The organism is Clostridium beijerinckii, assembly GCF_018223745.1.
GTDB lineage: Bacteria > Bacillota > Clostridia > Clostridiales > Clostridiaceae > Clostridium > Clostridium beijerinckii.
The window spans coordinates 2,383,018-2,406,905 of the sequence record NZ_CP073653.1 but is presented as its reverse complement, the minus strand read 5'-3'; the positions used below and the strand labels follow the sequence as shown (position 1 = coordinate 2,406,905).

At 29.2% G+C, this 23,888-nt stretch carries 21 protein-coding genes and 1 other annotated feature; of the genes, 7 read left to right on the top strand and 14 right to left on the bottom strand.

The genetic code is table 11. The annotated features are described in order from the left end of the window. The first annotated feature begins 192 nt into the window (after positions 1 to 192). The 3 genes from KEC93_RS10960 (at position 193) to ahpF (ending at position 3,458) form a co-directional block, all read left to right on the top strand. Complete coding sequence (locus tag KEC93_RS10960) at positions 193 to 1,194, top strand: helix-turn-helix domain-containing protein (RefSeq protein ID WP_077869522.1); 1,002 nt, start codon at positions 193 to 195, stop codon at positions 1,192 to 1,194. A 159-nt stretch (positions 1,195 to 1,353) separates the two neighbouring features. Next, positions 1,354 to 1,917, top strand: a complete 564-nt coding sequence (ahpC, locus tag KEC93_RS10955; protein WP_017212628.1) for an alkyl hydroperoxide reductase subunit C — start codon at positions 1,354 to 1,356, stop codon at positions 1,915 to 1,917. 11 nt (positions 1,918 to 1,928) lie between these two features. Beyond that, on the top strand, positions 1,929 to 3,458 hold the full coding sequence (gene ahpF, locus KEC93_RS10950) for an alkyl hydroperoxide reductase subunit F (RefSeq protein WP_077869521.1): 1,530 nt from the start codon (positions 1,929 to 1,931) through the stop codon (positions 3,456 to 3,458). Positions 3,459 to 3,564: 106 nt separating this feature from the next. Here ahpF and KEC93_RS10945 read toward each other — a convergent pair whose 3' ends face one another. Both KEC93_RS10945 and KEC93_RS10940 read right to left on the bottom strand, forming a co-directional pair. Next, positions 3,565 to 3,720 (bottom strand): hypothetical protein, encoded by a 156-nt coding sequence (locus tag KEC93_RS10945; RefSeq protein ID WP_023975888.1) that lies wholly within the window; start codon positions 3,718 to 3,720, stop codon positions 3,565 to 3,567. 146 nt (positions 3,721 to 3,866) lie between these two features. Continuing rightward, positions 3,867 to 4,502 (bottom strand): ankyrin repeat domain-containing protein, encoded by a 636-nt coding sequence (locus KEC93_RS10940; RefSeq protein WP_023975889.1) that lies wholly within the window; start codon positions 4,500 to 4,502, stop codon positions 3,867 to 3,869. A 445-nt stretch (positions 4,503 to 4,947) separates the two neighbouring features. Here KEC93_RS10940 and KEC93_RS26895 point away from each other — a divergent pair, with 445 nt between their 5' ends. The 3 genes from KEC93_RS26895 (at position 4,948) to KEC93_RS10925 (ending at position 6,671) form a co-directional block, all read left to right on the top strand. Further along, the gene (locus KEC93_RS26895) at positions 4,948 to 5,184 is read left to right on the top strand and encodes a Spo0E family sporulation regulatory protein-aspartic acid phosphatase (protein ID WP_373866472.1); all 237 of its coding nucleotides are present in this window, start codon (positions 4,948 to 4,950) and stop codon (positions 5,182 to 5,184) included. A gap of 130 nt (positions 5,185 to 5,314) precedes the next feature. Further along, complete coding sequence (locus KEC93_RS10930; RefSeq protein WP_211969884.1) at positions 5,315 to 5,701, top strand: HTH domain-containing protein; 387 nt, start codon at positions 5,315 to 5,317, stop codon at positions 5,699 to 5,701. A 67-nt stretch (positions 5,702 to 5,768) separates the two neighbouring features. Next, complete coding sequence (locus KEC93_RS10925) at positions 5,769 to 6,671, top strand: IS3 family transposase (RefSeq protein ID WP_211969883.1); 903 nt, start codon at positions 5,769 to 5,771, stop codon at positions 6,669 to 6,671. Here the strand turns inward: KEC93_RS10925 and KEC93_RS10920 are convergent. The 10 genes from KEC93_RS10920 to KEC93_RS10875 form a co-directional block, all read right to left on the bottom strand. Further along, positions 6,643 to 6,996, bottom strand: a complete 354-nt coding sequence (locus KEC93_RS10920) for a hypothetical protein (protein WP_241395523.1) — start codon at positions 6,994 to 6,996, stop codon at positions 6,643 to 6,645. The genes KEC93_RS10925 and KEC93_RS10920 overlap by 29 nt on opposite strands. Before the next feature lie 1,069 nt (positions 6,997 to 8,065). After that, positions 8,066 to 8,731: a PspC-like choline-binding domain-containing protein gene (locus KEC93_RS10915; RefSeq protein WP_023975891.1), complete on the bottom strand. Its 666-nt coding sequence runs from the start codon at positions 8,729 to 8,731 to the stop codon at positions 8,066 to 8,068. A gap of 631 nt (positions 8,732 to 9,362) precedes the next feature. Continuing rightward, a complete protein-coding gene (locus tag KEC93_RS10910) occupies positions 9,363 to 11,234 on the bottom strand; it encodes a hypothetical protein (RefSeq protein WP_039771955.1) in 1,872 nt (623 codons plus the stop codon). Between the two features lie 193 nt (positions 11,235 to 11,427). Then, complete coding sequence (gene gatB / locus KEC93_RS10905) at positions 11,428 to 12,867, bottom strand: Asp-tRNA(Asn)/Glu-tRNA(Gln) amidotransferase subunit GatB (protein WP_017212623.1); 1,440 nt, start codon at positions 12,865 to 12,867, stop codon at positions 11,428 to 11,430. A gap of 13 nt (positions 12,868 to 12,880) precedes the next feature. Further along, positions 12,881 to 14,320: an Asp-tRNA(Asn)/Glu-tRNA(Gln) amidotransferase subunit GatA gene (gatA, locus tag KEC93_RS10900; protein WP_023976981.1), complete on the bottom strand. Its 1,440-nt coding sequence runs from the start codon at positions 14,318 to 14,320 to the stop codon at positions 12,881 to 12,883. Positions 14,321 to 14,335: 15 nt separating this feature from the next. Further along, positions 14,336 to 14,620 (bottom strand): Asp-tRNA(Asn)/Glu-tRNA(Gln) amidotransferase subunit GatC, encoded by a 285-nt coding sequence (gene gatC / locus KEC93_RS10895; RefSeq protein ID WP_012058353.1) that lies wholly within the window; start codon positions 14,618 to 14,620, stop codon positions 14,336 to 14,338. 322 nt (positions 14,621 to 14,942) lie between these two features. After that, entirely contained in the window at positions 14,943 to 16,232 is a 1,290-nt protein-coding gene (gene aspS, locus KEC93_RS10890) for an aspartate--tRNA(Asn) ligase (RefSeq protein ID WP_077869687.1), read from the bottom strand. Between the two features lie 344 nt (positions 16,233 to 16,576). Next, positions 16,577 to 16,832, bottom strand: a binding site (T-box leader). A gap of 202 nt (positions 16,833 to 17,034) precedes the next feature. Continuing rightward, positions 17,035 to 17,589 (bottom strand): GNAT family N-acetyltransferase, encoded by a 555-nt coding sequence (locus KEC93_RS10885; protein WP_039771951.1) that lies wholly within the window; start codon positions 17,587 to 17,589, stop codon positions 17,035 to 17,037. Positions 17,590 to 17,873: 284 nt separating this feature from the next. Beyond that, entirely contained in the window at positions 17,874 to 18,986 is a 1,113-nt protein-coding gene (locus KEC93_RS10880) for an amidase domain-containing protein (RefSeq protein ID WP_077869688.1), read from the bottom strand. Between the two features lie 33 nt (positions 18,987 to 19,019). After that, positions 19,020 to 19,922: a M15 family metallopeptidase gene (locus tag KEC93_RS10875; RefSeq protein WP_172462733.1), complete on the bottom strand. Its 903-nt coding sequence runs from the start codon at positions 19,920 to 19,922 to the stop codon at positions 19,020 to 19,022. 370 nt (positions 19,923 to 20,292) lie between these two features. Between KEC93_RS10875 and KEC93_RS10870 the strand changes: the two genes are divergently transcribed. Continuing rightward, positions 20,293 to 21,702 (top strand): peptide MFS transporter, encoded by a 1,410-nt coding sequence (locus KEC93_RS10870; RefSeq protein WP_077869690.1) that lies wholly within the window; start codon positions 20,293 to 20,295, stop codon positions 21,700 to 21,702. A 63-nt stretch (positions 21,703 to 21,765) separates the two neighbouring features. On the opposite strand, the gene KEC93_RS10865 is transcribed toward KEC93_RS10870, so the two are convergent. Together KEC93_RS10865 and KEC93_RS10860 are read right to left on the bottom strand one after the other, a co-directional pair. After that, positions 21,766 to 22,821 (bottom strand): alpha/beta fold hydrolase, encoded by a 1,056-nt coding sequence (locus KEC93_RS10865; RefSeq protein WP_077869692.1) that lies wholly within the window; start codon positions 22,819 to 22,821, stop codon positions 21,766 to 21,768. A gap of 124 nt (positions 22,822 to 22,945) precedes the next feature. After that, positions 22,946 to 23,287 carry a hypothetical protein gene (locus tag KEC93_RS10860; protein ID WP_077869691.1) on the bottom strand — a complete coding sequence of 114 codons (342 nt, stop codon included), beginning with the start codon at positions 23,285 to 23,287 and terminating at the stop codon, positions 22,946 to 22,948. Positions 23,288 to 23,888: the final 601 nt, after the last annotated feature.

Below are 23,888 nucleotides of genomic sequence, written 5' to 3'. Positions count from 1 at the left end.
TTCTAAAATATACTTTACAACATTTTATAATTAGTTTAGAATTTATTCTTAACCAAAGCAATTGTAGATGATATTCATTCTCAATGCAATATTCACATCTAATTTAATTAGTTTTACATCTTAACTAATCATTTTCTTGTTTTGAGTATCTATATCATATGTCTAATAATATAAAAATTAAAGGAGCATTTTATGATTGTAAAATCTAGTGATGAGTTTAAAGCCGCAGTCTTAAAAAAATTGAATTTTAGTAAAATTGAAAATGAAAATTATACTTTATATACAAATAAGGATAGACCCGAATTTGGTCATTGCATTATTTATTCAAGGGATGGATATTATAGTTTAGGTATTGCGGATTATACTATTCCTAAAGACTTTTTCTTATCCTTTTCTAACCCTGAGCTACTAATGCGTTTTGGATTAGTTTATAAGGGAGTTACAGAATTTCAGCTTGAAAATAATCCTGTATCCTCTTTTACGCCTTCTTCATTCTTTGTTGTAGAAAAAGATTTAAAAGGAAAACAAAAATGGGCAAAAGGTCAGCATTATCATGGAACTGAAATAACTATACATGAAAAATATTTCACCGAAATTATAAAACCTAATTTTTCTAATGCGATCGATTTTGATTCTTTTATTAGAAATTATACATATATCTATCTGCCTCTAGAAATTACAGAAATTATCCGTCAACTACAAAGCTTAGCTAATAAAAACTTATTAAATAGTATTTACTTGGAAAGTAAAATATTAGAATGTATTGCTATTTTAATAAACGAGGTCAATAAATCTCCTGAGAATGCTTTTACTAATCAGATTGACTATGGAAACATTAATATTGGTAATAATAGAATAGTAAGATTAACCTCTTTTGATATTCGTGCTATTCAAAAAGCTCATGATATTTTATCTAAAAATTATCATAATCCTCCAAATATAAATAGCTTAAGTAAGATGGTCTTTTTAAATGAGCAAAAATTAAAGGCAGGATTTTCAAAATATTATCATATGTCGATTGGTGAATATACAAATCATATTAGAATGATTATTGCTGCAAATCTTTTATCAACAACAGATTTAAGTATCGAGGAGATAGCATATAAGGTTGGATACAATTACTCTGCTAATTTTGCTAAAATGTTTAAGAAAACATATGGAAAAGCACCTTTAAATTTTAGAAAACTCAAGTAAAAATATTACTAAAAGAATTTTTACATAATGGTATTGACAAATTATAATTTAGATTTATAATTATCTTAAGTGATAATCATTATCATTATTAAATAATAATATTTAATAAAATATAAATATAGTTTAAATATAAAAATGAATTTTAGGAGGTAATATATTATGTCATTAATAGGAACAGAAGTAAAACAATTTAAAGCATCAGCTTACAAAAACGGTGAATTTATAGATATCACTGAAGAAAATTTCAAAGGCAAATGGAGTGTAGTTTGTTTTTATCCAGCAGATTTCACATTCGTATGCCCTACTGAATTAGAAGATTTACAAGATAATTATGAAACTTTAAAGGGGCTTGGTGCTGAAGTATATTCAGTTTCAACAGATACACACTACACACATAAAGCATGGCACGATAGTTCAGAAGCCATCAAAAAAATAACTTATACTATGATTGGTGATCCTTCACATACATTATCTCGCAACTTTGATGTATTGATTGAATCTGATGGTCTTGCAGATCGTGGTACTTTTATCATAGATCCAGATGGTGTTATTCAAGCAATTGAAATTAATGCTGGCAATATAGGTCGTGATGCAGCTGTAATAGTAAATAAAATTAAAGCTGCTCAATATGTTAGAAATAATCCTGGTGAAGTTTGCCCAGCAAAGTGGAAAGAAGGCGCATCAACACTTAAACCAAGCCTTGATCTTGTAGGAAAGATCTAAGAGGTACGCCTATGATACTAGATAAAGATATAAAACAACAATTAGCTCAATATCTTGAGCTTATGGAAGGCACTGTACTTATAAAAGTCAGTGCTGATTCCGATGATATATCCAACACTATGGTTTCTCTCGTAGATGAACTAGTTTCTATGTCTCCAAAAATAAAAGCTGAAAAATCAAAATTATTAAGAACTCCTAGCTTTAGCATAAATCGTACTGATGAAGAAACTGGTGTAGCTTTTGCAGGAATCCCTTTAGGACATGAATTTAATTCATTAGTACTAGCTCTTCTACAAGTTAGCGGAAGAGCCCCAAAAATTGATCAGAAAACAATTGATTCAATTAAGAACATTAAGGGAGAATACCATTTTGAAACTTATATTAGTTTAAGCTGTCATAACTGCCCAGAAGTTGTTCAATCTCTAAATTTAATTAGCATCCTTAATCCAAAGGTGACTCATACAATGATTGATGGTGCCGTTTTTAAAGAAGAGATAGAAAGTAAAAATATACTTGCAGTACCATCAGTTTATTTAAATGGAGAATTCTTTGCAAGTGGCCGCATGACTGTCGAAGAAATTCTTGCAAAAATCGGAGAAGCCCCAGTTTCAGAAAATTTTGCAGATAAAGATCCATACGATGTGCTTGTTGTTGGCGGCGGTCCTGCAGGTGCAAGTGCTGCTATTTATGCAGCTCGTAAAGGCATTCGTACTGGAATTATCGTTGAACGTTTTGGTGGTCAAGTATTAGATACTATAGGTATTGAAAACTTTATAAGTATTAAATATACAGAAGGCCCTAAACTTGCAGCAAGCCTTGAAGAGCATGTCAAAGACTATAACGTTGATATAGTAAACTTACAACGTGCTAAGACTATAGAAAAAAAAGACCTTATTGAGATTGAACTAGAAAATGGTGCACGTTTAAAGAGTAAAACGGTAATAATTTCGACAGGTGCCCGCTGGAGGAATGTCGGTGTTCCTGGAGAAGAAGAGTTTAAGAATAAAGGTGTGACATATTGTCCTCACTGTGATGGCCCTTTATTTAAAGGGAAACATGTTGCAGTCATCGGTGGAGGTAATTCAGGCATCGAAGCTGCCATTGACCTTGCTGGAGTTGCTAGTCACGTAACTGTTTTTGAATTTATGCCAGAACTTAAAGCAGATTCAGTTTTGCAAGGTCGTCTTTACAGTTTGAATAATATAACCGTCTTAAAAAATGTTCAGACTAAAGAAATTACTGGAACTGATAAGGTAAATGGAATTACCTATATTGAACGTGACACAGGAGAAATTAAGCATGTTGAATTAGATGGTGTATTTGTCCAAATTGGACTTGTGCCAAATACTGATTGGTTAGGAGAAACAGTCGATCGTAATAAGTCAGGCGAAATTATAATTGATAACTATGGTGCTACTAATGTACCAGGAGTATTTGCTGCAGGAGATTGCACTAATACCCCATACAAGCAAATAATTATTTCCATGGGATCAGGAGCAACAGCTGCCTTAGGTGCATTTGACTATCTAATAAGAAACTAATAAAAGAATCCCTTTGCTATAAAAACTATTACTGCAAAGGGATTCCTTATTTTTTCTTATATTCTAAATTATTATTTCAATCTAAGAATTAAAACTATTTTAAATTTCAATTCTTTCCAACTATTCCATCTGTTTTCCCTCTACCTTTATCTTTGTTATTAGGAAAACCAATTTCTGCACCAACATCTGACTTTACCGTATTTGAGTCAGTTCTTTTTTTGGATAGTGAATTTTTATGCACTCCGCTATTATTTAATGACATTTGAATCTACCTCCTTAATCATAATTTTATTTTGCAGTAATATGTTAACCACAATTATAAATTATACTCGGTAGTAATATTATCATAAAAAAGATTCTAAAATTATATAACTAAGTTTAACTACTCTATAGTATCTAAGCACTTAATTATACACTTCTCTTTGCTCCATGCTCCATCAATATATTTTCAATAGATTTATTTTTACAAAGATATAGCGGTGTGTGACCTAAATTATTCTTTGAGTTTATATCTAGTCCAAGAGAAACTATTTCGTTTAAGTATTCTTCAAACTTATCAGTATCACGACAAGTTAAATAGTCATCATGCAAAAGAGTATTGCTATACTTATCTCTATGTTTAATATCTGCACCATATTTTATAAGAAGATTTAAAAGCTCTACCGAATAATTAAAGTTACAATAAAAGATAGGAGTTTTTCCTGATATATTTTCAGTATTTACTTTAGATCCCTTCTCTAACAGTAATTTAATTACGTCCATCTTAGGACTTACTCTCGCACAGATTCTATGTAATGGTAGTTCTTTCAAATAACTTTGATTACTATTTATATCAGCACCATTGTTTACTAGAAATTGTATTATGTCAAAGTAATTTTTCTCACAATTATCTATAGCAAAATGAAGCAGGCTAGTATCATTATATTTTTCATTAATATCTCCGCCATTTGTTATAAAATTTTTAAGTTCCTCCAAATCCCCTTCTTTTATTATTTTCAAAATAGATTTTGGTCTTGAACCAAACAAAATTTCATGAATGTTCATGATAATTACCTCCAATAAATTACTATATATCTTTTAGTGATTTTTAATTCGAATTATTTCCTCACAAGTGAATACTTTCTTTTTTAATTCATCTATACATTTTAACATCTGTTTCATCAATTTTTCAATGCTAATATTTTTTAAATTATATCTATATATCTATCAAGGTCATAAAAATATCCTTCATAAGTTTTAAATAATAATCTTTATAGTTTTATAACTAGTTCTAGTTACATTCGAACTTATATTTAGTTTGAGATACAAAGTAAATAAACTAAGTTTTTTGGTTCCTAACTATTTTAAATAATATGTATATTAATATACAATTTTATATTTTCCAGTAATTTAATATCTCTTTATATATCATCTAACTAAATTAAACTACTCATTTTATCTGAATAAAACAGCATGTATATTTATACAATATTTTGACATTATTTGTAGTATGATTTTTTTTGAAAATTTATTTTATGTAGATTATAATTTATTTTATGTGTATAAATTAGTAAAAAGAGGTACTATCATGAATAGATTTGAATTATTTAAGTTAAGATATAATATACGTTTAAGAAAATGTCTCCTAAATAATATGCTTTGTATTCTTTCTCCTAGAAATAAAATAGTTATCCGTATTTCTCAAAATCTGGACAAGCACATTGTTAAATATCAAAAAAAGGCCTAAGAATGAGTAAAATGGATCCTATAGAATGGACAGTTAGAAAAAAGGCTTATAAAGCTAAATTTCTTACTGACTCTATTTTACAGGGTCTTTTTTTGTTACAATTAATTTCAGTATAATTGGAGGGATGTTTATGGGCGTCAATCATTTTACAGAAGAACAACAAGAAGAATTGCGAAATAATCCATATATCGAAAAAGTTAGTAATAAATCAATAACTTATACAACTGAATTTAAAGAACTGTTTGCAAAAGAATACCGTGCCGGAAAAATACCATCTCAAATATTGACTGAATGTGGAATTAATCATAAGTTCTTAGGTAAAAAACGTAAGGATGCTCTTGTTGCAATGGTGAAGAGATGTGAATTTCGCTCAGATGGCTTTGAAGATATAAGAAAATGTAACTTAGGTCGTCCAGTTGCAAAGGATTTAACTGATGCTGAACGAATTGCCAGACTCGAACATCAAATTAAATATTTAAAACAAGAAAATGAATTTTTAAAAAAATCGAATTTCTAGACAAACAAGCCGAATGGAAGAACAAACAGAATCAACGCCAGAAGAAAAATTCAAACTCATCCAAGAAATGACTCAGCGTGATAATAATGAATTAAATATAAGTTGGCTATGTAAAATGGCTCGCGTGTCGCGAAGCGGATACTATAACTGGCTTCATTCATTTGGGCAACGATGTAATAAGGAAGAACAGGATAGAGCTGATTTTACACTAATATTAGAAGCCTATAAGTATCGTGGATATGATAAGGGTAGACGTGGAATATATATGCGGCTGCTACATATGGGCGTGCGAATGAATCAGAAAAAGATTAGCCGTCTAATGAAGAAATACAATCTCTTTTGTCCAATTAGGAAGGCCAATCCGTACCGTAGAATGGCGAAAGCTCTTAAGACAGATGCCATATCTGATAACCTTGTAAAACGTGAATTTGTAGAACATGGTGCAGGGAAAATACTTCTTACAGATATCACATATTTATTTTATAACCATGGCTGTAAAGCTTATCTTTCTGTCATTAAAGATGCGTATACAAAACAGGTTCTGTCATATGTAGTAAGCGAGTCTCTTGAAGTTGATTTTGTGTTAGAAACTATTAATAACTTAATTGATAAACATGGAGACAGCCTTCAAATGGATGCTATTCTTCATTCAGATCAAGGCTGTCATTATACCAGCATTTCTTTCCGTCAGTTGCTGAAAGACAAAGAGCTGAGGCAGTCTATGTCACGAAGGGGAAATTGCTGGGATAACGCACCGCAGGAATCTTTCTTTGGGCATATGAAAGATGAAATACATCTAGACAGATGCAGTACTTACGATGAACTTTGCAATGAAATTGATAATTATATGGACTATTATAATAATGAACGTTATCAGTGGAAACTAGCGAAGCTGGCACCAAATCAATATGCAGAATATATAATAACTGGAAAGCATCCGCTCAACGATGAACAGACAGGTCTTCCATGAACTGGGTATGGTAACGTTGGCTATACATAGCCCGGTATTCATCCTTAATCAGTGATTCAGAACTACACTCTGGATTGATCATGTCATAGAAATACATTTCATATGCGAGGTCATGGAAATCGGTTTTTAAAATCCATTTCAGCACATAAAACAGATAGTCAAGTTCTTCTGTAATTATCACAGCTTCCATCATTTGTACATAAAACCATATCCACTTCACTTCATTAAGCTGTTCGCAATAACGAATAACATAAGAGGGAATATCATCACTTAACATAGATTCCTTGAAAGTATTTAAGTTTTCTATAAATTTTCTATTTATCATAATAATACAAGATACAGTTAGCTATTAAGATGAACCAACATCAAATCCAAAGGATTCAATGTTGGCTCATCTTTTCTGCATCTCCTCCTTACGGATAAAATACATGATTTAGATTTAAAATCTAATGCCTTTTTTTATAAATGTCCTTGACAATGGGACCACTTTAGAGGATCTTAGCCCTTTTTTGATGATTACTCATCCCTCTCATAATCATTAATTTTATACCCATCCTTATTTTACTATCTTTCAACAATATCTTCACTTATTTTTATATTACTTTTTTATGTGTATTTTTATCTTTTTCTACAATATCCCGGTATAAATTTATTTTTTCATGTCGTTTTAGAATTCAACATAGGATATATAGTATTTTCATGTCATTGATTGTAATACGATTTATTTTGATAAAAAACTCCATGCATTTTATACTTTAATTGTACGAATTTACTTCAATACTCTCTAATTTTAGAGCGGCTTATTTCCTTGATAAGTCGTTCTTTTTTATAATCATTTTTTGAATAAATTCAGAAAACTAACGCAACAAAAATCTATCAATCCAACTTTATTCCTATATAAATATTTTTAATAACTATTAAACTTTATTTTTTAGTTCTTCTTTTCTTTATAGTAAGCGGTCTACTTTTTTGTATAGATAAACAATTTAATAATTAGACTTATTAGATGAACATATTCACCAAGTTGCTAAAACTTTGAATCCATATCTTCACTAGAAATCATAAATATATTTTCATAGCTTTTTGGAACAAAATATTTATGATTTCGGAAGTTACCACATAAATTTAATTTTAGAGTTGGGTGTCTGCATATCAGTGCTAAAAATTTAAATATTTATTTTGTTTATATTAAGTTAATAAATTTGACACAATCATGTAACATTAATAATATACAATTAAACTTGTAAAGTAGTTAAAGCATTATTATTTATCCCCTTAAATAATAATAAAAGAATGACTTATTTCCCTAACTAAGTCATTCTTTTTTTTGTACTGAACAATATTATTTAAGCACTTAGAAATACTCAATATCACCAATACATAAAATGTTATTATCATCTTGTAACTGTACTTTGTAAAGCTCCATAATCATCAAATTGATAACTCTTGCCTGCATCCAAAATAGAAGTATTAACCATTTTCCCTCTTAGATTTTCGACATCAGTATCTGATTCTCCATCAAAATTAGAAAAGTAGAACCAATTTCCATTAATGCTTTTCCATCCTAAACAGCGTTTTCCGTTCTCCATGTAATACCAGTTAAAACCTTTGGTACTACCCAATTGCTTCCATCCAGTAAAATTCTGTCCATTTTCTGTATAGTACAAATAGTTATTTTTATTTATCATTTTACCAATAACTTTATCATTCTCTATATAATAGTAATTATTAGATATATTCTTGTTTTCTCCATTTTCAATTTTCCATTTATAAGAATTTGAATCTTCATATTTTCCGCTAGGATTGCTTGCTGCAACTCCATTTGAATATATTCTATAACCATTTATTTGCGTATCTTTAGCCATATATCCATTTTGATAGAAATAATACCAATTTCCATCAACTTTTCTCCAACCAGTAGCCCATAGATTTCCTTCACTATACCACCATCCAATATTATCTTGCTTCCATGATGCGTTTGCCCCTACTGGGTTCAATAGCATTATTGATGTGGCGATCATTGATAAAGCTACGGCTTTTTTCCAACAGTTTTTTATCACGTTATCATCCCCTTAAACCTTTATATCATAATTATATATGATTTACATATTTTGTCAAACTAATAATATGCATTGTTGTATTCATTTACCAAATTCATATTATTTTAAATTATGCAATATAGCAAAAATATAGTCTACATAAATTAATTATAATTTTAAGTGTAAATAAAAAAATCGCAAGCGACTGTGGTTAAGTTCCGTATTGTGCTTCGCACTCTTTTCATATGTGTAGATTTTTTTCACGCATCTGCCTTTTCGAACGCATGTGAGAAAAATTTGGCAGGCGAATATGATTTATTTTTTATTCTTTTATAATAATTAACCCTAGTAAAACATACTATTATAAAGTTATACACAGATTTAATTGAATTATAATTTCCTAAAGAATAAAAAAACTTCAGTTTTAGATGATTTCATAATACTGAAGTTTTCATATATAATATATAACCTAATCGCTAAATAAAATTAAAATTTATCAAACCAATTTAATATATATTCTGCAATGCACAATGCACATTTCACATTTCACAATTCACAATTACAGATAAAATTCTTGTAATATTTTTAGACTTATAATGAAGAATTATTTTTGCAATATATATTACCTAGCATTTATCTGCATTTCTATCTTTCATTGAAGTCGAACTTCATATCTAACTATATTATCACTAATTTTTTTGAACATCTCTCTAAACGCACTATAAAAATCATCCATAGTTATATTTGTTTCAATTTCCAAGGCCTTGTATAAATTATTTGTATTAAATTTTTTTCTTGATATATTTGCTAGAAATGCACTTTCAAAATAATTTATAGCGTTTTCTTCAAGCCTTCCTTTAATAGATTTTATTAATTTTTCTTTATCTTCTTTAGAGATTTCGCCATTAACACTTACTAAAATTTTATTCTCATTAGGATGAAATCCAACTGTTTGATAACCATAATCAACCATCATTTTTAATATTCTTTTGCTATCAGTATAATCGCCACTCCTCATACTAAAATCAATTGGTTTATTATCTTTTTTTGTAGTTAAACATTTTGTAACTTTATATTCTTTATAATTATCTTTGCGATTTCTTATTATCGTATGAATCTCACTGTAAGTATAATTTTTGCACTTCCTATCGATTTTTTCATTTTCATCACCAATGATTCTCTTCCACTGATCGACTAGATATCCATTATATCTTTCATAAAGCATTCCCATAAGAGCTTGCACTATCATTCTCTCTTGATTCAAAGAAATACTAATTAGTCCGTCCTTATTTGATGATTTTATCTTTATAGGATTGCCTAATCTTTCACTTTCTTTTCTAATTAGTCTTAATAATTGCACAAAATCATTGTGTGTGTCCAATTTATCTAATGTTCTTTTGTTTATATCTTTAAATTGTTCTGTTACAATAACTTTATCTTCTTTGATCCCTAATTTTTTAGCTGTAGCATATTTCAATGTATCTATTAAATCTTCTCTGGAATTGGAATCTAATAAGTCGTTTTCAAATAAATGATTTTTATATGATTCAAACTCGTTTAAGACATAAAATATTCTCTTCTTTAATGTAGTATCATTTATATTTTCTTTCAATTCCAAAAGATGTTCTAAATTATTACTACATTTAGATATAACCATAAATAATTCTTTATAATCCTCGCCAACACGATTTTCTATTGTTTTTGCTATATTTTCACCTTTAGGGCAATCAATAAATATTATTCCTAAGTATCTCGCTTTGCTAGCAGGAAGCTTAATATATGCTCTTTCAACCATAAGATCACAAGAAGTATTTATTCCGTAAATGACATTACACAAATTTCGGAAATCTCTATTTAAAAACTTATTAATATAATCTTGAGCTTCATTTGCATATTCATGCCCCTCTTCATTACATTCATAGTATTTTGAAATCATTTTCAACCATTTGCTATAATGTTTATGAAACTCATCTTTGAAATCTCCAAAATAACTCTTCCATATATGCTCATCTTTCTCTTCAAAATTATCAAAGTCATCAGAAGAATTTATTTTCCTTAATTCAATAAGCAATTCATTAAAATTAATATCTTTAAATACATTTTGTATACTATTAACTTCATAAAATTTAATTAAGGAAACATTATTAATTTGATTGTTTAAAGAATTATAAAAAGCTTTCTTAAAACCTTCTTCACTAAAATTATCGTTTTCTACACAATTATCTTTATCAAGAATTAGATACGCCTCATATAGTGATTTTATAATCTCATCTTTAAGTTTTTCAACCATGCTAAGTTCATTTTTCAAGCATAAATAAACATTAATAAAATTGCTTTTTGTAGATGAGCACAGCATTTCTGTTGGAAAACTAATATAGTTGTCACTTTTTAAAAAATCTGTTTCTTCAAAAATTCCATCTTTAATAACTACTTTTTGCAATTGAGATTTCCCTAAATTCTCAAGATCTATCACGTTTACCCTTGTCTTAGTTTCATTTTCAAATTTGTTTATGATATTCCCCATAATTTCCTCCCTTTATTAAAATATAATGGAGCTTGAGTATTTAACATATAAGTTAATATATAATATTATTTTTTGTAAATATTTATTCCAATAAAACAAGGCAAAATGCACAATTATTTAATTCATGAATTAGGTAAAATAAAAAGGAGAGCTTTTGCATATATAATGCATGCTCTCCATTTCAATTTAATTTTTAAATCTCACTAAGTTTTTTGTCAACAAGTTCTTTAGCGACTTTTGGGTTCGCTTTACCTTTTGACAATTTCATTACTTGACCCATTAAGAATCCAGCACTTTGTGTCTTTCCTGCTTTAAAGTCTTCTACTGATTGAGGGTTATTTGCAATTACTTCATCAACTATTTTTTCAAGTTCATCAGACGAACTGATTTGCATAAGCCCTTTTTCTTCAATCATCTTCATTGGATCTTTGTTTTCATCAAAGATTTCATCAAGAACTTCTCTCCCTACATTATTGCTAATTTTACCTTCTTCAACTACCTTAAGAAGCTTTGCAAAGTTTTCAGCTTCAAGAGGCATATCTTCAGATTCCATTTTTCTATCATTTAATATTCTTAAAATATCACCTAATATCCAGTTAGAAGCAATTTTAGGCTTAGCACCTAATTCTACAACTTTTTCAAAGAAAGTAGCAAGTCCTTTATCGCCTATTAAAATATCAACTTCTTTTTCTGTAAGTTCATATGAAGTTAAAAATCTTTCTTTCTTTTCATCTGGCATTTCAGGTAAAGATTTAGTTATTGTTTCAATTTGTTCATCATAGATTATGATTGGTGGTAAATCTGGTTCTACAACATATCTATAGTCATCTGCTTCTTCTTTAGATCTCATAGAGATTGTTTTACCTTTTGCAGCATCCCATCTTCTAGTTTCTTGAACTACCTTATGACCTTCTCCATAAGTATAAAGTTCTCTTTGTCTTCTTTCTTCTTTTTCTAAAGCTTTTTGAAGTTCTCTAAATGAGTTAATATTTTTAAGCTCTACCTTAGTTCCATATTCTTTTTGCCCTACTGGTCTTAATGAAATATTAGCATCGCATCTTAATGACCCTTGTTCCATACGACAATCAGAAATTTCACCATATTCTAAAATTGATTTAAGCTTTTTCATAAACGCTACAGCTTCACTAACACTTCTCATATCTGGTTCTGTAACTATTTCTGCTAGAGGAACACCAACTCTGTTATAGTCTACTAAAGAAATTGGTTCTCCTTCTACGTGAACTAGCTTTCCAGCATCTTCTTCTATGTGAATTCTATTTAATCTAACTTTTACTTGCTTTCCTTCATGTTCAAATTCTACAAGCCCACCTGAACAGATTGGTAAATCAAATTGTGAAGTTTGATAATTTTTAGGAAGATCGGGATAAAAATAATTTTTTCTATCCATTTTGTTATATTTATTTATTGTACATCCTAGTGCAGTTCCTGCTTTTATTGCTAAATTTACAACTTCTTCATTAAGCACTGGAAGCGTTCCAGGGACCCCTGTGCATATTGGACATGTATTAGCATTAGGTTCTGCTCCAAATTTAGTTGAACAAGAGCAGAAAATTTTTGTCTTCGATTTTAATTCTGCATGTATTTCAAGTCCTATTACTGTTTCAAAATTCATCGTAATTCCCCTCCTATAATTCAATAGCTAAAGCTTGCTCTAAGCTATATGCAGCTTTGAATATTTTTTCTTCGCATAACATATCACCCATCAATTGAATTCCAATTGGTAAGCCTTCTTTGCTCTTTCCTGCTGGAATTGATATTGCTGGATTTCCAGCTAAATTAACATTAATAGTGTAAATGTCAGCTAAGTACATTGATAATGGATCAGCCTTTTTTTCACCAATTTTAAAAGGTAATACAGGTGAAACTGGTCCTACTATTAAGTCATATTTTTCAAAAGTCTTTTTAAGATCATATCTTAATTTTCTTCTAAAAGCATCTGCTTTCTTATAATAAGCATCATAATATCCAGAAGCAAGTGCATATGTTCCAAGCATTATTCTTCTCTTAACTTCTGCTCCAAAACCTTCAGTTCTACTGTTTTCAACTAATTCATCTAGATTTGTGTAATTTGGAGTCTTATAACCATATCTTATTCCATCATATCTATCTAAATTAGTACTTGCTTCAGCAGATGACATTATATAATAAGCTGCTAATCCATCCTTAATTATAGGAAGAGAAAATGTTTCAACTTCTGCTCCTAATTCTTTTAATTTATCTAAACTATTTTTTACTGATTCCTTAATTTCTTCATCTAATCCTTCACCAAAGAATTCTTCAGGGACACCGATTTTCATACCCTTAATTCCATCTTGAAGACTAGCAGTATAATCTATTTCTTTTAAATCTCTTATGCTTGTAGAATCATATTCATCAGTTCCAGAAATTATATTTAAAATATAAGCACTGTCTTCTACTGAATTAGAAAATGGTCCAATTTGGTCCAATGATGAACCAAAAGCAATAAGTCCAAATCTAGAAACTAATCCATATGTAGGTTTTAATCCTACAACACCGCAAAATGCTGCTGGTTGTCTTATAGATCCACCGGTATCAGATCCTAACGACACTGGTGCGAATTTTGCTGCAACTGCTGCTGCTGATCCACCTGATGATCCTCCTGGAACTCTAGTTATATCCCTTGGATTTAAAGTCTTTTTAAATGCCGAGTTCTCATTTGAAGATCCCATTGCAAATTCATCCATATTTGTTTTACCAATAATTATTGCATCTTCAGCTAATAATTTTTTTATTACAGTTGCATCATATGGTGGAATAAAATCTTCAAGCATTTTTGATGCACAAGTAGTGTTTACTCCTTCTGTACAAATGTTATCCTTTATAGCTATTGGAATACCTGCAAGTCTTCCTAGAGATTCACCAGCTTTTACTTTAGCATCTATTTCTTTAGCTTTAGCCAATGCTTCTTCACAAGTAAGAGTTAAAAATGCATTTATAGTCCCTTCGTTTTTTGTAATTTCTTCAATATATGATTGAACTAGTGCTTCACTAGTTAATTCTCCACTTTTAATTTTTTCTACCATTTCTTTAATATTCATTTGCATTATCTAGTCACCACCCTATTCAATAATCTTTGGTACTTTAATATAAGTCTCTTGCATGTCTTTAACATTTCTAAATAAATCCTTACATTCGAATTGTTTAACTTCATCTTTTCTTACTACTGGCTTTAATTCTGCCTTATTATCTATATCTTCTTTAATATCTAAATCTAATTCATTTAAATATTGAAAATGCTCTAAAATATTTTCAAATTCTTTTGCAAATTTAGCAGCTTCTTCATCAGAAAATCTTAATTTAGAAAGCTTTGCTATATATTTTACTTCATCAATACTAACTTTCATTAATTTCACCTCATCAAATTTTTTGTCATTATAATGCTGTTTAAAACACTATGTTAAAATTCATTAACTTTGCATAAACTAATTAGCTTTATTCAATAGAAGCTTTTTAGGTTTCTATTGAATAACTTTTTTAAATGAAACTCGACTCACTACGTTCGCTGAGTAGGTTCGACTTAACAAATATAAAATTTGAAGTCTTACTTAAGGAAACTCGACTCGCATTCGCTCACTGAGTAAGTTCGAATATCCAAATGTAAAAGCTCACAGAGAAAGTTCTGCTAACCAAATATAAAATTTGGAGCATCACTTTTTGGATTCTCACTTACGGTGTTAATCTCTTCATGTCTCTTGGGAATAATGATGCTTCTCTTATATTTCCAAGGTTTAATATTTGCATTGTAATTCTTTCTAGACCAATTGCAAACCCTCCGTGAGGTGGCATTCCATATTTAAATGTATCTAAATAGAAAGCAAAGTCTTCAAGCTTTAATCCTAGTCTTTCCATTTTAGCTTTTAACATTTCATAATCATGTATCCTTTGACCACCAGTTGTAATTTCAACGCCCTTGAAGATTAAGTCGAAACTCTTTGTCATTTCTCTATTTTCTTCACATTCCATTGCATACATTGGTCTCTTAGCTGTTGGATATTCTGTTAGGAATACATAGTCACTATTATATTTTTCTTTAACATATTTATGGAATAGTGCTTCACCCTCATTATCAATATTTCCAACTGGAGATTTTTTATTAAATTCTGTTAATAAAATTTCTTGAGCTTTAGCAAGTGGAATTCTTGGAATATTAATTTCTTCTGGAAGAACCACATCAAATAATTTCAATTCTTCAGCACATTTTTCATTTAAGTGTTTATATAAATATCTTATAAAGCTTTCTTCCATTTCCATAAGATCAGTTTCGTCTTTTATAAAGCCCATTTCAACGTCTAAACTAACATACTCATTTAAATGTCTCCAAGTGTTGTGAAGTTCTGCTCTATATGCATAACCAACTTCAAATACTCTTTCAAAACCTGCTCCAACCATCATTTGCTTCCAGAATTGAGGACTTTGTGCAAGGAAAGCTCTTCTGTTAAAGTAATTAACAGTAAACATTTCAGATCCACCTTCTGTTCCAGAATGAGTTATCTTTGGAGTATGGATTTCTTCAAAATCATTACCCTTGAAGAACATTCTAAATGCTTCTTCAATTTCATTTTGAACCTTGAAAATTGCTTTTTTCTTAGGAATTCTAAGACTTATTGTTCTATAATCCAATTGAGTTTCAAGAGCAGCCTTTTCTTTAAAGCTTTGAATTTCAAATGGTAATTTGTCATAATATACAGTTCCTGCTATTTTAATATCTGATACTTCAATTTCCATTCCCTTTGGAGCCTTTTCATTTTCGCGAACTATTCCAGTTACTTCTACTGCATTTTCAAGTCTTAAACCTTTAATTTGTTCCTTAGTACATACTAATTGAATTATCCCAGATTTATCTCTAAGTAAGATAAATGAAACATGTGAAAGATCACGAATTTTATGAACCCAACCTTTAAGTAATACTTTTTCTTCCCCGTTAACTGCTAAATCTTTAATAAATATTCTTTTCATGATTATTGCTCCTTTTCCCATATATTGATTATTTTTACATAAGATTTTTATAGATATTTTGTAAAAATAAATATTTTTATTTTAATTAAAATTTATAATAAAAAAATCGTAGGCGACTGTGGTTAAGTTCCGTATTGTGCTTCGCACTCTTTTCATATGTGTAGATTTTTTTCACGCATCTGCCTTTTCGAACGCATGTGAGAAAAATTTGGCAGGCGAATAAGATTTTTTTTATTCTTTTCTAAATACAAATACTATTCAATCAACCTTTTTTAAGTTATCTACAGGTTTTACTGAAATATAAATTCCTAAAGAATAAAAAAATCTCGTCCCTATGCATTATGCATAGGGACGAGATTAACTCGCGGTACCACCCTAGTTAGTTTATAAAAAACTCACCTCAATGAAGTACAAAACATTATTGTTTTATACTCTCCACTTTTAACGGTATGGACCCGATTAAGCCTACTCTTTTAATCTAAAATTTCGGTTAATAGCTCCGAAGTGTTCTTCAATTCAAGACTCATACAGATATTCCACCATCATCTGCTCTCTAAAAATCATCTATTTGAATTTACTTTTCTTCATCATTGCATATATAAATTTTAATTTCTCAAAAATTAATTTCTTTATTATTTATAAGCATATTTGCTTTATGGAATTCATTATATTGCAAAATAATTTATAAATCAATACTTTTTTTAAAAATTTGTTAATGAATTTTCAAATTATACTTTTTTATGAATAATTTTCTTGAAATGCATTTTAAAATAAACTAAGTTTTTACAGTGCTTAGAGTTTATCATTTTAATTCTTTCATTAAAACAAATCTTCTTAATCCACCATATTTTAATTTATCTTCCATAACATTATACCCAAGTTTTTTAAATGTATTCAGGCTATATTTATTATCAGGATAAACTGTTGCACAAATACAATTCATTCCTGCTGTTTTGCTTATTTCTTCAAGAGATTCACACATTATCTTTTGAAGTTTATTTCCTCTATAATCATCCAAAACCATAGTTGATTCAATCTGCCCTACCTTAAGCAACTTTTCCCCTTGAATTTTTATATCATGTCCATAATTATGTTCATCGTATCCATATTCAATATATGCTCCTATAGCAATTAGCTCATCTTCATCTAACGAAACACAACCCAAGACTATACCTTTTTCATTTATAGCAGTTTCAAATTCTTTTTTATCTGAACATACAAAGAAATCTTTGTTTTCTAATCTTGTATATACATCATCTTGTAATTTCATAATTTTATCGATATAGCTTACATCCAATAGTTTCAATCGGGCTTGTACAACACTTTTATCTTTTTTATTTAATACTATTTGTTTCATTCTACTTTAGTAAGAATACAACTATATTTCTTACTAGTCCCCCCCCTTAATGATTAATATCTGATTTGTATTATACTATAATAATTTGATTATATAAAACTATATTACAATTCACAATGCACAGTTCACAATTCACAGTTCCAATTAGGATTATTCTTGCAATATTTTTTAGACTTATATCTATGAAGAAAACATTTTGAAATTAGTTGTTACACAAATTTTATTCTTTTAATTTCAAATAAAGCCTTAAAGTGCATTTAATTACCCCTTAAGGCAAATTTTATTTAGTAATGAACTCTAATAAGCCAAAACTTAATTTTTTTATCACTCCATCCTAAATCCCATGGAACATTATTTCTATCTGTATTATGACACGTTACTAAGGAATATCCTTTAGAATCGACTCCTGTAACTGTCGATACATGGGTTATATCACCTTTCTTTTCGTATGCTATGAAATCTCCGGGAAGTAATTTATAAGAAGCCTTATATACCTTTTCATAACTTCCTCTAGCAATTACCGATGCTCTTCCGCTATTAATCATATAGTGAGTAAACTTACCGGCATTTACCCAAGGACCTGTTGCACTTCCTTTGTCATAGTTCCATGTAGAATTTTCCTTGAATTTTCCTCCTTCGCGTAGTATTTGTGACGCAAAATTTGCACAATCTCCACCTTCTGGATTAAAATCTCTATATTTATTATTATACTTAAAGCCATATTCCTCGATAGTTGCCGCTCCACAGTACCTTTCTGCATATTCCTTTGCTCCTTTTCTTTTTTCATTAATATTTGAAATATCTCTAGGAGGCTGTGATGATATATATTGTTTAATCTCATCTGCTTTAATATTTTCTAAACTTAAGGAATCAGCAAATGGATCTGTATACCATTCCTTTGTTATTATCCAATTATTATCTCTCTTGCTTAATTGAAAAGAATGATATGTCCCCATTCTTGAACTATTTATAGCTTCAGGTTGATCCGGATATATGTACTTATACTCTGTATTACAAATTAAACTAAAAGAACATTTATTGTCTCCAATTTTCGATTTTTTGATTACTACTTTAGGAACGATATCCACAAATTGTATTCCCTGCTTTTCAGCCCAGTTATTAACATACTTAACCTTTTTTTCCTCATACTCATATGCCCATTGACCATATCTAGTATCAGTAGCATATAAGGCTTTAATTGAATCCAAATCTTTGCTAAGTATAGCTTTATTTTTTATTGCAAATATATTTTCTACAATACTTTTCACTTCATTATCAGTACTAGTATCAGCAAATACAATGCTACTTTTATCACTAGTAATCAATGATAAAAACACAATGAATACTAAGATGATTATAAATTTTGACCTGTTTTTTTTGATTTTAGAGAGTCGCATCTATAATACCCCTTTCTAAATTAAGTCATTCTGTTACAATTTATTGTTAATTATTTCAATATACTTATTAGTTTCTTCGTTTAGAGGAATACCTTGGAACCATTCATCATTTTTATTCCAATTAGCAAAATATCTAGCTTTTAATATTATTTCTGGTCTATATTCAAAATGCAATATATCAAAATGTCCCCATTTTCCTCCCCACACGAAATTATTCTTTTCAAATGCTTCCACTAGTTCTTTAGGGTAATCAGAGAGTCTTTCCTTTCCAGCCTTTTCTGAACTCCACTTCCAATAATCTCTCTTATCACTTTTAAGATCAATTGCGATTCCATATGAATGTGGGCTTAGCCTTCCAGTTCCAGATATAACTCTATAATTAAATGTTCCGCTGGCAGGGTAAAGTATACTACCTATATCTGATCTTGATTTTGCTAAAGGCATTAATTCTTTTAAAGCTGCTTCTAAAGACGCATTAGCATTATTTTGCTTATTGAATTGATAATTAGTATATCCATACTTTAAGCTAGCTAAGTTTTTTTCAATTGCTCCCTTAGAATTTCCATATACTTCGCTTAATAACTCGTAATGTCTAGCTCTACCAGGATCAAAATTTTTATCCATGATCTCTGTATTTTTTTCTAATGGGTAGTCTTGCTCTAACATATCTTGTAAATCAGGATTTGTTAATTTTACTTCATGATTTTTTTTCTTTTTATCATCATAAATAATTTTCTTACCTGATTTCATAATTATGTAAACTTCATCATCACTTTTCTTTTCTACATCTACTATATGTTGAGGATATGATAACATAAGAATCAAAATATCCTGCTTCATCTCTGTTTGGTAATCCCTATCTTCTGATGCCTTTGAATCTATAGGAATGCTAAAAATAATAAAAAAACATATTATAAAATTACTAATTTTTCTTATCAATTATATTTCACCACCTTTTTAATCGTATAAATATATACTGTCCCAAGAATAAACATACTATGTACAATAATTTCTTATAAAAACTTACTAAACAAATTTTAAAAATTCATAAAAAATCATATTTTTTAATTAATATCAAAAAATATGATTTTTTTATGAAAAGCTATCATTTTTTAATATATTGCTAATTTAACAACTGTTTTTAGGGATTCTATTGTTAAATTTTTTATATAGAATATTTAATTTTTCATATAAATACCACTATTACAGGTTATAATTTAACATTTTTGTAAGCAAAAATTTGCAAGTTGTCGAATTTGTTGCTAAAATTGTTATGTTAATAAAATATCAAAGAAAGAGGTTTATTATGGAACTTAAAAAAGACAGTGATATAACGATGAAAGAAGTTTCATCAAACGAATCAAGCAAAATGAAACATCCTCCAGGTCTGTATATGTTATTTTTTACAGAAATGTGGGAAAGATTTAGTTACTATGGTATGAGAGCATTGCTTGTAATGTATTTAACTACAGAATTTATAAGAGGTGGACTTGGTGTAGATAAGGTATCTGCAATGACTATATATGCAAATTTTACATCTCTTGTATATCTTACTCCACTAGCAGGCGGATATATCTCAGATAGATACTTAGGACAAAGAAAAGCTATCACTATTGGAGGAATAATAATAGCTCTTGGACAGTTAACATTATTCTCAAACCAAAGTATGACTACATTGTACATAGGTTTATTTTTACTTATAATCGGGAATGGTTTCTTTAAACCAAATATTTCAACAATGGTTGGTCATTTATATGCTGATGGCGATAAAAGAAAAGATTCAGCTTTCACTATTTTCTACATGGGAATAAACGCCGGATCATTTTTAGCACCTCTTATATGTGGTACATTAGCAGAAAAAACAATGGCTACTACACAAGCAGGTGAAATTATACACTACGGATTTAGATATGGTTTCTTAGTTGCAGGACTTGGAATGATTTTAGGACAAGTAATCTTTAATGGATTAGCAAACAAATTCCTTGGAGATATTGGTAAAGCACCTGTAGGTGTAGCTAAATCTAATTCCAATGATAATAAAGCAAAAGCTAAGCCATTAACTAAGCAAGAAAAACATAGAACTGCAGTTATTTTAATATTAACAGCTTTTGCTATAATATTCTGGACAGGCTTCGAGCAAGCTGGAAGTTCACTTACTATATACACACAAGATTTTATAAATAGATCAGTAAATGGATGGGAAGTGCCAGTATCTTGGTTCCAATCATTAAATCCATTGTTTATATTAATACTTGGAATACCTATATCAAAGCTATGGTACAAATTAGCTTGCAGCAAGAGTGGTGATTTAAGTATTCCTCAAAAGATGGCAACAGGTTCAATACTTCTAGGACTTGGTTTCTTACTTATGGTTGGTGCTGTTATGCAAAGAGGAGGAAATATAGAAGATACTGCTATTAAAGCTAACATGATATGGCTTGTAGGAACTTATTTCTTCCATACTGTTGGTGAACTTTGCTTATCACCAGTTGGACTTTCAATGGTAAGTCAATTAGCGCCAGCTAAACTTGCATCTTTCCTAATGGGTGTATGGCTTCTAAGCAGCTTTGTTGCTAATCAAATAGCAGGAAGACTTGCTGGTTACACAGAAACTTTAGGACACTTACAAATATTTGCTGGAATAGCTGCTACTTCAATTATAATGGGAATATTATTCTTATTATTTAATAAAAAATTAGCAGCAATGATGGAATAGTATATTATGAATAGAAGCTTGTCTTTATACGCAAAGACAAGCTTCTATATTTTATTTTAAAAATTATACTTTATCGTAGAAATCTAATAATTCATCTAAATATGGTTTTTGAATTTCATCTTTTTCTAAATATATTTCATGTCTAGAGTTTTCTATCTTTTCTATTTCGCAATTCTTTGAGCTACTTGCGAATTTATTTTGTCCTTCTGCCTTTACATAAGTATCATTATCAGCTTGAAATAATAATGTTGGAATTTCTACTTTTGATGCATTTTCTGGTTTTATAATTTCCTTCGTTGTATCAAAGGCTTCTTTTGTCCAATTATAGCTAGCACCACCTCTTTGAAGTTCTTTGTTATTAGCTACTATATCATGACTATATTTATAACGATTCAAAGAACTTGTCCCAATCTCATTTTCCTTATACTCTGGTGTATATGCTTTCTTACCTAAAACGTAATTTCCACCATTACCAATAGCAACTTCAAATTCTACTATAATATCAGCTAGAAATTTTGGTATATTTCCAGTGTTAACTTCAAGCATGGGAGCACTTAATACCGCAGCATCAAAATAATCTGGGTAATCCTCTATGAATTTTGTTCCAATAGTTCCCCCCATTGAATGAGCAAACAATAATACCTTTTTACCTTGATTATTGGGCATAACAACTTCATCCATAAATTTTTTAAAATCAGTTACATATTGATCGAATTTTTCTACATTCACTTGGGTTTTATCAGCTATTCCAAGTGTGCCGGATCTGCCATGACCTCTATGTTCAATTCCGAAAACATTATATCCTTCTTTTAAAAAATAATATATTAATTCATGATACTTCTCTAAACTCTCAGTATATCCATGAGATATTACTATATTAGCCTTTGCATTTTCTATATTGTATTTTTCATAGTACAATTTAACGTCCTTATCTCCATCTATATATCCAGATTCCAGTTTACTTTTTATATATGGTTCGACTTTACTTTTCATATCTTCATTGTAATTATACTCAGATATATATATTTCATCTAATTTACTATTTATTTCAGCAGCATTAACTTTAATATTAAAAGTATTTATATTGACAAATAGCTGTACTATAAGTGAAATTAGCATTAAACCAATTTTAAATCTTTGAGCATTTCTATTACTATGCTTCCCCAATTGTTTTACATCCCTTCTTATACATTAATTCATTTTATAAAAGAAAAAGCTGTATCAACAGCTAATTATCCTATAATTATTCTAATATAGAAATTACCCACTTATTACATGCTGTACACTTATGTACTGTTATAACAAATAAATCAAATCTCTTATTTAGATCCATAACTCCTAAAGCTTCTCTCTCCTCTTTAGTAATAAACTCATCATTTTCATCAATATATCCAATTATCTCAACTAGATAATTTTTCTTTGTCTTATCACAACATCCATTGGAACCTGCAATCTCTATAATCTCATAACTTAAATTTTCACTTAACTCATCAATAATATCAATTATATCTTCATAATCTTTTATATCATCAACAAAATCCTCTTCATAAAACTCTAAATCTTTAATTTGAAATAATTTATTCATACATATCGCTCCTATTTTTATTTATATATGTTGCAATTCACAATGCACAATTCACAATTACGGCTAAAATTCTTGCAATAGTTTTAGAATCATGATGAAGAATTATTTTTGCAATATATATATTTTTTTTAATATAAAACAGTAATTTCATACTAAAACATTATAATATGTTAACTTTCTTTTAGCAAACCAATTCGATTCAAATAACTTATAACCGATATACAAATTTAAAATTATATTACGTGTGTTAACTTGCCGAAATCATAAATATTTTGATTCCGAAAATCTATGAAAATATCGCTGAAGGTTCTAAGCAGCAGGTTGTATCCACTTTAGCATGCTCCCACTTTCAGTGTGACAAGCAAAAATGGAACAACCTACAGCTAAGAACCTTTAACAGCTCATTTTCAAATATTTTCTCCACAAATATATTTATGATTTCTAGTTAAAGACATGAACTTAAACTTTGGGCAAATTTATAAATATATTCATGAAATAAGTGAAGTATAATTGCATAAAAATATAGTAGACTCATCATTTTTTCAATAAGATGAATCTACTATATTTAATGTTGCTCTTCTTTATAGATATCCAATTTGAG

What these genes read in the sequence shown, in the direction of transcription:
- gatB (WP_017212623.1), bottom strand. Translation starts at nt 12,867, where the DNA reads ATGAATTTTGAAACAGTAATAGGACTTGAAATACATGCAGAATTAAAA.
- KEC93_RS10860 (WP_077869691.1), bottom strand. Translation starts at nt 23,287, where the DNA reads ATGAATAAATTATTTCAAATTAAAGATTTAGAGTTTTATGAAGAGGAT.
- KEC93_RS10960 (WP_077869522.1), top strand. Translation starts at nt 193, where the DNA reads ATGATTGTAAAATCTAGTGATGAGTTTAAAGCCGCAGTCTTAAAAAAA.
- KEC93_RS10910 (WP_039771955.1), bottom strand. Translation starts at nt 11,234, where the DNA reads ATGGGGAATATCATAAACAAATTTGAAAATGAAACTAAGACAAGGGTA.
- ahpC (WP_017212628.1), top strand. Translation starts at nt 1,354, where the DNA reads ATGTCATTAATAGGAACAGAAGTAAAACAATTTAAAGCATCAGCTTAC.
- KEC93_RS10930 (WP_211969884.1), top strand. Translation starts at nt 5,315, where the DNA reads ATGGGCGTCAATCATTTTACAGAAGAACAACAAGAAGAATTGCGAAAT.
- KEC93_RS10885 (WP_039771951.1), bottom strand. Translation starts at nt 17,589, where the DNA reads ATGAAACAAATAGTATTAAATAAAAAAGATAAAAGTGTTGTACAAGCC.
- KEC93_RS26895 (WP_373866472.1), top strand. Translation starts at nt 4,948, where the DNA reads ATGATTTTTTTTGAAAATTTATTTTATGTAGATTATAATTTATTTTAT.
- KEC93_RS10865 (WP_077869692.1), bottom strand. Translation starts at nt 22,821, where the DNA reads ATGCTAATTTCACTTATAGTACAGCTATTTGTCAATATAAATACTTTT.
- KEC93_RS10940 (WP_023975889.1), bottom strand. Translation starts at nt 4,502, where the DNA reads ATGAACATTCATGAAATTTTGTTTGGTTCAAGACCAAAATCTATTTTG.
- KEC93_RS10925 (WP_211969883.1), top strand. Translation starts at nt 5,769, where the DNA reads ATGACTCAGCGTGATAATAATGAATTAAATATAAGTTGGCTATGTAAA.
- ahpF (WP_077869521.1), top strand. Translation starts at nt 1,929, where the DNA reads ATGATACTAGATAAAGATATAAAACAACAATTAGCTCAATATCTTGAG.
- KEC93_RS10920 (WP_241395523.1), bottom strand. Translation starts at nt 6,996, where the DNA reads ATGATAAATAGAAAATTTATAGAAAACTTAAATACTTTCAAGGAATCT.
- KEC93_RS10945 (WP_023975888.1), bottom strand. Translation starts at nt 3,720, where the DNA reads ATGTCATTAAATAATAGCGGAGTGCATAAAAATTCACTATCCAAAAAA.
- KEC93_RS10870 (WP_077869690.1), top strand. Translation starts at nt 20,293, where the DNA reads ATGGAACTTAAAAAAGACAGTGATATAACGATGAAAGAAGTTTCATCA.
- aspS (WP_077869687.1), bottom strand. Translation starts at nt 16,232, where the DNA reads ATGAAAAGAATATTTATTAAAGATTTAGCAGTTAACGGGGAAGAAAAA.
- gatC (WP_012058353.1), bottom strand. Translation starts at nt 14,620, where the DNA reads ATGAAAGTTAGTATTGATGAAGTAAAATATATAGCAAAGCTTTCTAAA.
- KEC93_RS10880 (WP_077869688.1), bottom strand. Translation starts at nt 18,986, where the DNA reads ATGCGACTCTCTAAAATCAAAAAAAACAGGTCAAAATTTATAATCATC.
- gatA (WP_023976981.1), bottom strand. Translation starts at nt 14,320, where the DNA reads ATGCAAATGAATATTAAAGAAATGGTAGAAAAAATTAAAAGTGGAGAA.